Raw genomic sequence first — 11,718 nt, 5'->3', positions numbered from 1 at the left:
GTCAAGAGATTCCGAGTTCTCGGTCGATCGCCGCGAACATCTCGTCGTCGGTCGCCGTGTCGAGTTCGAGGTCGTCGTCGCCGTCGTCGCCCGCGTCGTCCCACTTCCACAGCAGCTTCCGCAGCCGGGCGGTCACCAGCTCGGCGGGAAGGGCGGCGAGCTCGGCCTCGATCCGGTCCAGCTCGTCGGCCGCGGAGTCCGCGCCGAACAGCCCGTCGAGCACGAGCTTCGCGACGGCGTCGGGTGTCGGGTAGTCGAAGACGAGCGTGGCGGGCAGCTTCAGCCCGGTCGCCGCGCTGAGCCGGTTGCGCAGGTCGAGCGCGGTCAGCGAGTCGAATCCGAGCTCCTTCAGCGTCTGCGTGGGCCGGACGGCGTCGCGGCCCCGGAAACCGAGCACCGTCGCGGCCTCGCCGCGGACCAGGTCGAGCACGACGCGCTCGCGTTCGTTCTCCGACGCCGCCTGCAGCCGCCGCGCCAGCTCGCCGCCACTGTCCACAGGGGACTCTTGCTGCGCTTCGGGTAGCTCGCGCAGCAGTGGGCGCTGCCGTGAAGCGGTGTAGAGCGGCGTGAACTTCGCCCAGTCGATGTCGGCGACGACGCTCGCCGGACCGCCGGTGTCGACCGACGGCTGGATCGCGGTGACGGCCAGCTCGGGGCGCATCATCGGAACGCCACGCCGTTCCAGCTGGGCGCCGACGTTCTCGTCCACCATGCCGCCGCCCGCCCAGGCGCCCCAGGCGATGGACGTCGCGGGAAGGCCACGATCCCGCCGCTGGTGGGCCAGCGCGTCGAGGAAGGCGTTCGCGGCGGCGTAGCCCGCCTGGCCCGCGTTGCCCCAGACACCGGCGCCGGAGGAGAACAGGACGAACGCGTCCACGTCGTCGCCGCACAGTTCGTGGAGGTGCTGCGCGCCGCGCACCTTGGCTTCGGCCAAGTGTGCGAAGTCGGCCAGGGTGACGGCGGTGATCGGCCGTTCGACGTCGACCGCGCCCGCGGTGTGGACGACGGCGTTGATCGGCGGCAGGTCCGCGAGCAGCTCGCTCAGCGCCTCGCGGTCCGAGACGTCGCAGGCCGCGACGGTCACCTTGGCCCCGAGCGCGGACAGTTCGCCGGTCAGTTCGGCGGCTCCCGGCGCGTGCTCGCCTTGGCGGCTCGCGAGCACCACGTGCTCGACGCCGTTCGCGGCCAGCCAGCGGGCGACCTGCCCGCCGAGCGCGCCCGTGCCGCCGGTGACCAGCGCCGTACCGCGCGGGCGCCAGCGGGTCCCGGCCGGCGGGGCCGCCGCCGCGCGGACCAGCCGGCGGGCGAACAGGCCCGACGGCCGCAACGCGACCTGGTCCTCGCCGTCATGGCCGGTGAGGACGGCCGCGAGCCGGCCGGCGGTCGTGGCGTCGGTCGTCGGGGGCAGGTCGACGAGACCGCCCCAGCGGTCGGGCTGGTCGAGCGCGAGGATCCCGCCGAGGCCCCAGGCCATCGCCTGGGCCGGGCTGGTCAAGGGCTCGGTGGCGTCGACCGAGACCGCACCGCGAGTCGCGAACCACAGTGGGGCGGGGATCCCGGCGTCGGCCAGTGCCTGCGTGAGCAGGACGTTGGCGGCGAGCCCGGCGGTGAGCACGGGGTGCTCGTCGTGCGGCTCGTCGTTCAACGCCAACAGGGAAACCACCCCGATGGCCGGCGCTTCGGCGGCCAGCGCGAGCGCCAGCTCGGGTCGGTCCTCAGTGGACACTTCGAGCACGCGGACGTCCGGCCCGAGCAGGTCCTGGACGTCCAACCCGGCGGGCACCACGGCCAGCCAGCCCGCGTCGAGCGTGGTGGCGCGCGGGGTGGCCAGGGGGCTCCACCGGACGTCGTAGCGCAGCTCGTCCACAGCGGACCGGACGACCGGCGTCGCGGACCGCGGTTCGAGCCAGAACCGCTGCCGCTGGAACGGATACGTCGGCAACGGGACCGTGCGCTTGACCGGATACAAGACCGACCAGTCGACGTCGTGGCCGTGCGCCCACAGCTGGGCGAGGGAGGTCAGGAACCGCCGGAGGTCGCCCGCGTTGCGGCGCAGGGTGCCGACGACGGCGGCCGGCTCCGGGGTCTCGTCGAGGGTTTCCTCGATGCCGGCGCCGAGCACCGGGTGCGGGCTGACCTCGACGAAGAACCGGTGGCCGGCTTCGACGAGCGTCTTCGTGGCGTCGTGGAACCGGACGGGCTGACGCAGGTTGCGGTACCAGTACCCGGCGTCCAGCGTGCTCGTGTCGATCGGGGTTCCGGTGACGCCGGAGATGTACCTGATCGCCGACGGTCGGGGTCGGACCGGCGCGAGGGCTTCGCGCAGTTCGGCCTCGATCGCCTCGACCGCGGCCGAGTGGGAGGCGTAGTCCACCGGGATGCGGCGGACCCGCAGTTCACCGGCTTCGGCGAGCAGTGCTTCGATGGCGTCGGCTTCGCCGGAGACGACGACGGAGCCCGGCCCGTTCACCGCGGCGAGGGAAATCCGCCCGTCGTACGGCTCCAGCAGCGGGGTGATCTCGGCTTCCGGGGCGGCGATCCACGCCATCCCGCCGCGCCCGGCGAGGCCGGCCGCGATCGCCTTGCTGCGCAGGGCGACCACCCGGGCACCGTCCTCAAGCGACAGTCCACCCGCGACCACGGCCGCGGCGATCTCGCCCTGGGAATGCCCGACGACCGCGTCCGGCGTGACACCGTAGGACTGCCAGAGTGCCGCCAGCGACACCATCACCGCCCACGACGCCGGTTGCACGACGTCGACCCGTTCCAGGGCTTCCGCGTCACCCAGGACGTCCGTCAGCGACCAGTCCACGTACGGCGCCAACGCGGCCGCGCACTCGGCGATCCGCTCGGCGAACACGGGCGACTCGTCGAGCAGGCCGGTCGCCATGCCCGCCCACTGCGCGCCCTGACCGGGGAAGACGAACACGGTCTCCCCCGCGGTCGCGGTGGTCACCGGGCTCCCGGCCGCCAGCTCGCGCAGCCCGGCCAGGAGCTCGTCCCGGTCGCCGACGACCGCGGCCCGGTACTCGAACGCCGACCGCGTGCTCACGAGCGACCAGCCGACCTCCGCCACGCCGTGCTCGGTCTCCGCCAGTGCCGCCGCCTGCTCGCGGACAGCGGCCTCGGAACGGGCGGACAGCACCCACGTCCCCACTGTGTCCGGCAGTGCGTCCACCAGAGACTCTTCGGGTGCCTGTTCGAGGAGCACGTGCGCGTTGGTGCCGCTGATGCCGAACGCCGACACGCCCGCGCGGCGCGGTGCCCCGGTCTCCGGCCACGCCCGGTCCTCGGCCGTCAGCTCGACCACCCCGGCCGACCAGTCCACCTCCGCGGTCGGCTCGTCGAGGTGCAGCGTCCGCGGCAGCACGCCGTGGCGCATCGCCTCGACCACCTTGATCACGCCGGCGACCCCGGACGCGGTCTGCGTGTGCCCCAGGTTCGACTTCAGCGACCCCACCAGCAACGGCCGTTCGCGGTCCGGTCCGTACGCGGCGATCAGTGCCTGCGCCTCGATCGGGTCGCCCAGCGGGGTGCCGGTGCCGTGTGCCTCCACGACGTCCACTTCGGACGGTCGCAGGCCCGCACTGGCCAGGGCGGCGCGGATCACGCGCTGCTGGGACCCGCCGTTCGGGGCGGTCAGGCCGTTCGACGCGCCGTCGGAGTTGATCGCCGACCCGCGCAGCACCGCGAGCACCGGGTGCCCGTGGCGGCGCGCGTCGGACAGCCGCTCCACCAGCAGGACACCGACGCCCTCGGCGAGGGAGAACCCGTCGGCGGACGCGGCGAACGGCTTGCAGCGGCCGTCGGGCGCGAGCCCGCGCTGACGGCTGAAGCCGAGGAACTGGCTCGGCGTCGACATCACCATCGACGCGCCGGCCAGCGCCATCGAGCACTCGCCCGCGCGCAGCGACTGCGCCGCGAGGTGCAGGGCGACCAGCGACGACGAGCACGCCGTGTCGACCGTGACGGCCGGGCCTTCGAGGCCGAGGACGTAGGCGATCCGGCCGGAGGCGACGCTGGAGACCGCGCCGGTGACCAGGTAGTCCTCACCTTCGGAGCCGCCGCCCGAGCCGTAGGCCTGGTCGGTCAGGCCGACGAACACGCCGGCCGGGGTGCCGGCCAGCGTGGCCGGGTCGATGCCCGCGCGTTCGAACACCTCCCAGCAGACTTCCAGGAGCAGCCGCTGCTGCGGGTCCATGGCCAGGGCTTCCCGGGGCGAGATCCCGAAGAACGCCGGGTCGAACCCGGTGGCGCCGTCGAGGAACCCGCCGTGGCGGACATAGGTGGTGCCCGGCCGGTTCGCGTCGGCGTCGGCGTCGTAGAGCGAGCCGAGGTCCCAGCCGCGGTCGGCGGGCAGGCCGGAGATCGCGTCGACGCCGTCGGTCAGCAGCGTCCACAGCTCCTCGGGCGAGGTGACGCCGCCGGGGAAGCGGCAACCCATCGCGACGATGGCGATCGGGTCGTCCTCGACGGCCGGCACGTCGTCCACTTCGGACTCCGGAGTCGCCTCGGCCAGCAGGAATTCGGTCAGCTTCGCGACCGTCGGGTGGTCGAACACCAACGTGCTCGGCAGCTTCAGGCCGGTCACCGCGTTCAGCCGGTTGCGCAGCTCGACGGCGGTGAGCGAGTCGAAACCGAGGTCCTTGAACGCGCGCCGGACGTCGACGGCCTCCGGGCTCGCGTGCCCGAGCGCGGCCGCGACCTGCTGCCGGACCACAGTGGACACCAGCTTCTCGCGCTCCGGACCGGAGTGGGCCGCGAGCCAGCCGGACGCGGCCGCAGGCTCTTCGCCGGCTTGCGCCCCGGGCCGCTCGGCGAGCAGCGGGCTCGGGCGAACGGCGGTGAAGACCTCGGCGAACACCGGCCAGTCGATCTCCGCCAGCGCGACGAACGTCTCGTCGTGGTCGAGCGCCTGGCCGAGGCCCGCGAGGGCGGGCTCGGGCTGGATGACGGGAACACCGCGGCGGGCGAGGACGTCGTGCAGGCTTTCGGCGATCATGCCGCCGCCGGCCCACGGGCCCCAGGCCACCGACAGCGCGGTCCGGCCGAGCACGCGGCGGCGTTCGGCGAGGGCGTCGAGGTAGGCGTTGGACGCGGCGTAGGCGGCGTGGTCGGCCACGCCCCAGACCCCGGAGATCGAGGAGAACAGCACGAACGCGTCCAGCTCGCGGTCGCCGAGCAGGTCGTCGAGGTGCCGGGCGCCGAGCACCTTGGCCCGCAGGACGTCGGCGATCGCGTCGGGGTCGGTGTCCGCGATCGCGGCGAGCGTCCCGACACCCGCCGCGTGGACGACCGTCCTGAGATCTTCGACGCCGTCGACGAGTTCGCGGACGGCGTGCGCGTCGGCGACGTCGCAGGCCACGACGCTCAGCCGGGTCCCCAGCTCCGCTTGCAGTTCGGCCACGCCGGGGGCGTCGGCGCCGCGGCGGCCGGTCAGGACGACGTGCTCGGCACCGCGGGCGACCAGCCACCGGGCGAGGTGGCGGCCCAGCGCGCCGGTGCCACCGGTGACCAGCGCCGTGCCCCGGGTTTCCCAGGTCCGTTCCGGCGCCTTGCGCAGGACGGCCGGGACCAGGCGGCGGACGAACACGCCGGACGGCCGGATCGCGACCTGGTCCTCCTCGCCGGCCAGTACGGCGGACAGGCGCGTGAAGGTTTCCACGTCCCACGTCTCGGGCAGGTCGACGAGCCCGCCCCAGCGGCCGGAGTGCTCCAGCGCGGCGACGCGGCCGAAGCCCCAGACCGCGGCCTGGTCGGGTTTCGGCGCCGGGTCGGTGTCGAGCGGGGCGACCGCGCCGCTGGTCAGGCACCACAGGGGTGCGTCGATGCCGGCGTCGCCGAGGGCCTGGACCAGGACGGTCGCGCGGGTGACCGCCCCGATCGGGTCGTCGTCGGGCGCGGGCAGGGCGAGCACGCCGTCGGGAGTCAGGCCGGCCAGCCGTTCGGCGAGGGTCGCGCGGTCACCGGTGTCGAGCACCTCGACGAGGTCGGGGCCGAGTCCGTCGAGAGCGCCCGGAGTGGGCGTGACGACGAGCCAGGTGCCGGTCAGCGGTGCGGCAGCCGGCTCGGGCAGCGGACGCCAGGCGATGCGGTGGCGCCGGCTGTCCACATCGGCTTGCTGCCGCCAGTGGGTCAATGCGAGCCGCGCGTCGCGCCACGGCGTGTCTTCGCGGAGGCCGAACGCGTCCTCCTCGAGCGCGGTCCAGAACCCGGTGTCGTCGGTGGGTTTGGTCGCCGGATCGAGCCAGAAACGCTGCCGCTGGAACGGATAGGTGGGCAGGCTCACCGTACGCCGGTGCGGGTGGAGGGGCGACCAGTCGACGTCATGGCCGTGCGCCCACAGCTGGGCGGCCGACAGCAGGAACCGGTGGAGACCGCCCTCGTTCCGGCGCAGCGTTCCGACCACGGCCGCGTCGAGGGTCTCCTGGAGCCCGCCGCCGAGCACCGGGTGCGGGCTGACCTCGACGAAGAACCGGTGCCCGCGCTCGGCGAGCACGTCGGCGGTCTCGTGGAACAGCACCGGCCGGCGCAGGTTGCGGTACCAGTACCCGGCGTCGAGGGTCGCGGTGTCGACGGGCTCGGCGGTGACGGTCGAGTAGAACGGGATTTCGCCGGTCCGCGGCCGGACCGGAGCGAGGACCTCGCGCAGCTCGGCTTCGATCGCTTCGACGTGCGCCGAGTGCGACGCGTAGTCCACGGGGATCAGCCGGACGCGCAGGCCCTCGCCTTCGCAGCGGGCGACCAGTTCCGCCAGCGCGGCGGGCTCGCCGGCCACGACGGTCGACGACGGGCTGTTGAACGCGGCGATCGAGATCCGGTCGTCCAGCAGGGCTTCGACGCGCTCGGCGTCGGCCGCGATCGACGCCATGCCGCCCCGGCCGGCCAGTCCGGCCGCGATCGCCTTGCTGCGCAGGGCGACCACCCGGGCTCCGTCCTCAAGCGACAGTCCACCCGCGACCACGGCCGCGGCGATCTCGCCCTGGGAGTGGCCGACGACCGCGTCCGGCGTGACGCCGTAGGACTGCCAGAGCGCCGCCAGCGACACCATCACCGCCCACGACAGCGGCTGCACCACGTCGACCCGGTCCAGGTCCCCGTCACGCAGGGAGCAGTCCATAAAGGACTCCAGGGCCGCCTCGCACTCGGCGAACCTTTCGGCGAAGACCGGTGACTCGGCCAGCAGCCCGGCGGCCATGCCGGCCCACTGCGCACCCTGGCCCGGGAACACGAAGACCGTGCGGCCGGCGGGACCGGTGACGCCGGTGACCACGGACGCGCCCGGAGTCCCCGCGGCGATCTCGTGCAAACCGGTCAGCAGCTCGGCGCGTTCGCCGACCACCGCGGCCCGGTGCTCGAAGGCGGTCCGCGTCGTCGCGAGGGACCAGCCGACCTCGGCCACGCCGTGCTCGGTGCCGGTCAACGCCGATGCCCGGTCGGCCAGCGCGCTCTCGGAGCGTCCGGACAGCACCCACACGCCCACTACGTCCTCAGCAGGGGGAGCCGGGGCGGGTTCGGGGACCTGCTCGACGATGACGTGCGCGTTGGTTCCGCTGATGCCGAACGAGGAAATCCCGGCCCGGCGGGGCGCGCCGGTTTCCGGCCACGGCTGCTCCGTCACGGCCAAGGTCACGGCGCCCGCGGACCAGTCGATCCGGGGGCTGGGTTCGGCGGCGTGCAGGGTTCGCGGGACGACGCCGTGGCGCAGGGCCTGGACCATCTTGATCACGCCGCCGATGCCCGCGGCGGCCTGGGTGTGCCCGACGTTCGACTTCAGCGAGCCGAGCAGCAGCGGCCGTTCGCGGTCCTGGCCGTAGGTGGCGATGAGCGCTTGGGCTTCGATCGGGTCGCCCAGCGGGGTGCCGGTGCCGTGCGCCTCGACGACGTCCACTTCGGACGGTGCCAGGCCGGCGTCGGCGAGCGCGGCACGGATCACGCGCTGCTGGGACGGGCCGTTGGGGGCGGTCAGGCCGTTGGACGCGCCGTCGGAGTTGACCGCCGTGCCGCGCACGACGGCGAGTACCGGGTGGCCGTGGCGGCGCGCGTCGGAGAGCCGTTCCACGACGACGACACCGGCGCCCTCGGCCCAGCCCGTGCCGTCGGCGTCGGCCGAGAAGGCCCGGCAGCGGCCGTCGGCCGACAGGCCGCGCTGGCGGCTGAACTCGACGAGCATCCCGGGGCTGGCCAGCACGGCCGCGCCGCCGGCCAACGCGAGGGTGCACTCCCCCGCCAGCAGCGCGCGCACGGCGAGGTGCAGCGCGACCAGCGAAGACGAGCACGCGGTGTCGACGGTCAGCGCCGGGCCTTCCAGTCCGAGGACGTAGGCGAGCCGGCCGGACGCGACGCTGCCGGTGGTTCCGGTGAGCAGATGCCCGCCTTCGCCGCCTTCGGACAGGCGCGGGCCGTACTCGGAGTTCGTCGCGCCGATGTAGACGCCGGTGCGGCTGCCCTTCAGGGACGCCGGGTCGATGCCCGCGTGCTCGAACGCCTCCCAGGCGGTCTCCAGCAGCAGCCGTTGCTGCGGGTCCATGGCCAGGGCTTCGCGGGGCGAGATGCCGAAGAAGTCCGCGTCGAAGCCGGCGACGTCGGTGAGGAAGCCGCCGTGGCGGGCGTAGGACGTGCCCTGGTGGCCGGGATCGGGGTCGTAGAGCGCGTCGAGGTCCCAGCCGCGGTCGGTGGGGAGGCCGCCGATGACGTCCCGGCCCGCGGCGACGAGGTCCCACAGGTCGTCGGCCGAGCGCACGCCACCCGGGTAGCGGCAGCTCATGGCGACGATGGCGATCGGCTCGTCGGCGCGGGTCGGCTGAGCCTGGTCGGCGTCGGTGGTCCCGGCCAGCATCGCGGCGAGGCGGGCGGGGGTCGGGTGGTCGAACACCGAAGTGGCCGGGATCTTCCGGCCGGTCGCGGTGGACAGGCGCTCGCACAGCTCGACGCCGATGATCGAGTCGAAGCCGAGGTCCTTGAACGACGCCGTGGGGTCGATCGCGGCCGGGCCGGGGTGGCCGAGGACCAGCGCGGTGTGGGCGCGGACGGTCTCGAGGAGGTCTTGGGACGGCTGTGAGCCTGGCTTTGGGTGGGCCTCCGCCCCCCGATCTCCAGTGTATCGGGGGGTACCGACAGTTCCGGTGGCTCCGGTGGTCTCGGCGCCGTCGAGCCAGAAGCGCTCGCGCTGGAAGGCGTACGTCGGCAGGTCGACGCGGTGACCGCCGGGGAACGTCCAGTCGACGGCGCCGCCGCGGGTCCAGAGCTCGGCGACCGACTTCGCGAACCGGGCCGGGCCGCCTTCGCCGCGGCGGAGCGTGCCGACCGCGGCGGCCGGGCGGTCGTGGTCGGCCGCCGTCGCCAGGATGCCGCCGACCAGGACCGGGTGGGGGCTGACTTCGGCGAACACGCCGATTCCCGCGTCCAGCGCCGCGCGCACCGCCGAGTCGAACAGCACCGGCTGGCGCAGGTTCGCGAACCAGTGGTCCGCGTCGAGCCGTTCGGTGTCGAGCCGGCCGCCCGCGGTCGACGAGTAGAACGGGATCGCCGAGGCCCGCGGCCGGATTCCGGCGATCAACCGCAGCAGCTCGTCCTTCAACGGCTCGGCCTGCGCGGAGTGGGAGGCGTAGGCGATCGCGATCCGGCGGGTGCGCACCTCGCGGGCAGTCAGCTCGGCCTGCAGTTCGTCGAGCGCGTCGAGGTCGCCGGACACCGCCGTGGTCGCGGGGCCGTTGACCGCGCCGATCGACAGCCGGCCGGGGTACGCCGTGAGCAGCTCGGTCACTTCCGCGACCGCGATGTCGACCGACAGCATGCCGCCGTGGCCGGCCATCCGGTCGGCCAGCAGCCTCGCCCGCAGCGCGACGATCCGCGCCGCGTCTTCCAGCGACAGCGCGTCCGCGACGACGGCGGCCGCCAGCTCGCCCTGGCTGTGGCCGAGCACGGCCGCGGGCTCGACCCCGCGTGCTCGCCACTCGGCGGCCAGGGACACCGCGACCGACCAGAACACCGGCTGCAGCACGTCGGTGCGCTCGAGCGAGGGCGTCCCGTGGCGCAGGACGTCGACGACGTCCCAGTCGAGGTGCGGCGCCAGCGCGGCGGCGCACTCGGCCACCCGTGCGGCGAACACCGGCGACGCGTCGAGCAGTTCGGCGGCCATCCCGGCCCACTGCCCGCCCTGGCCGGGAAACACGAAGACCACGCGGTCGTCGCTCGTGGCCGTGACGCCTTGGGTGACGCCCAGTCCGTCCGCCAATGCGCGCAGCCCGTCCCGGCTGTCGACGACCGCGCGGTGCTCGAACGCCGTGCGGCGGTTCGCCAGCGTCCAGCCGATGTCCACAGCGGACAGTTCCGGGTGGTCGTCCACATGCGACAGCAGCCGCGTGGCTTGCGCTCGGAGCGCCGGGGCGGTGCGAGCCGAGAGCAGCCAGGGTGCCGCGGCGTCCGTCACCGCACGGCGTGCGACGGGGTCGGCCGCTTCGAGGACGACGTGGGCGTTGGTCCCGCCCATCCCGAACGAGCTGACTCCGGCGATCCGGCGCCCGGCCCAGCCCGTCGGCTCGGCGATCACCCGCAACTTCAGTTCGTCCAGGGGGATCGCCGGGTTCGGCGTCGTGAAGTTGAGGCTCGCGGGCAGCGTGGCGTGCCGGACCGCGAGGACGGCCTTGAGCAGCCCGGCGATTCCCGCCGCGCCCTCCAGGTGGCCGATGTTCGTCTTGACCGACCCGACCGGCAGCGGCTCGGTGCGCCCGGCGGCGAAGACCTGGCCCAGCGCGGCCGCTTCGATCGGGTCGCCGACCTTCGTGCCCGTGCCGTGAAGCTCGACGTACCCCACGTCGGCCGGCTCGATCCCGGCGTCGGCGTGGGCACTCCGGACGGCGGCGGCCTGGGCGCCGGCGTCCGGGACGGTCAGGCCGTCGCCGGCGCCGTCGTTGTTCACCGCGGTCCCGCGGATGACGCAGAGGATCTCGTCGCCGTCGGCCTGGGCCCGTGACAGCGTCTTGAGGACGACGAGCCCGCCGCCCTCGCCGCGCACGAACCCGTTGGCGCGGGCGTCGAACGTGAAGCACTGCCCGTCCGGCGAAAGCCCGCCGAAGCGAGCCGTGGTGACGGCGTTGTCCGGCGCGAAGATCAGGTTGACGCCGCCCGCGAGCGCGACCGGGCACTCGCCGCGGCGCAGGCTCTGCACCGCCAGGTGGACGGCGACGAGCGAAGACGACTGTCCGGAGTCGATGGTGAAGCTCGGGCCGTGCGCGCCGAGGAAGTGGGAGACGCGGTTGCCGAGCAGGCTGCGGTGGACACCCGTGATGGTGTGGTGGCTGATCCCGTCGGGGTCGCTCGCGTGCACGAGCGCGGCGTAGTCGTCCCACATCGCGCCGACGAACACGCCCGCGGCGCTCCCGCCGAGGCTCGCCGGCACGATCCCCGCGTGCTCCAGGGCTTCCCACGCCAGTTCCAGAACCAGCCGCTGCTGCGGGTCCATCGCGGCGGCCTCGCGCGGCGAGATGCCGAAGAACGCGGCGTCGAAGCGGTCGACCGCGTCGAGGAACCCGCCGTGCCGGACCCCGGTCGCCCCGGCGTCCCACCGGTCGGCGGGGACCTCGGTGATCGCGCTGCGGCCGTCGCTCAGCAGCCGCCAGAACGCTTCGGGACCGTCCGCGCCCGGCAGGCGGCAGGACAGCCCGACCACGGCGACCGGCTCGCCCGGAGTACTCGCAAAACCCGTCATCTCACGCT

General features: G+C 74.3%; 1 protein-coding gene. It reads right to left on the bottom strand.

The window, feature by feature from the left end:
- Window position 1 precedes the first annotated feature (1 nt).
- A complete protein-coding gene (locus ABFJ78_RS17090) occupies window positions 2-11,710 on the bottom strand; it encodes a type I polyketide synthase (RefSeq protein ID WP_436387325.1) in 11,709 nt (3,902 codons plus the stop codon).
- Window positions 11,711-11,718 lie beyond the last annotated feature (8 nt).

It is taken from the genome of Amycolatopsis sp. MEPSY49 (assembly GCF_051337345.1).
In the GTDB taxonomy this organism is placed as follows: domain Bacteria; phylum Actinomycetota; class Actinomycetes; order Mycobacteriales; family Pseudonocardiaceae; genus Amycolatopsis.
This window is presented reverse-complemented; position numbering and strand designations above follow the sequence as displayed.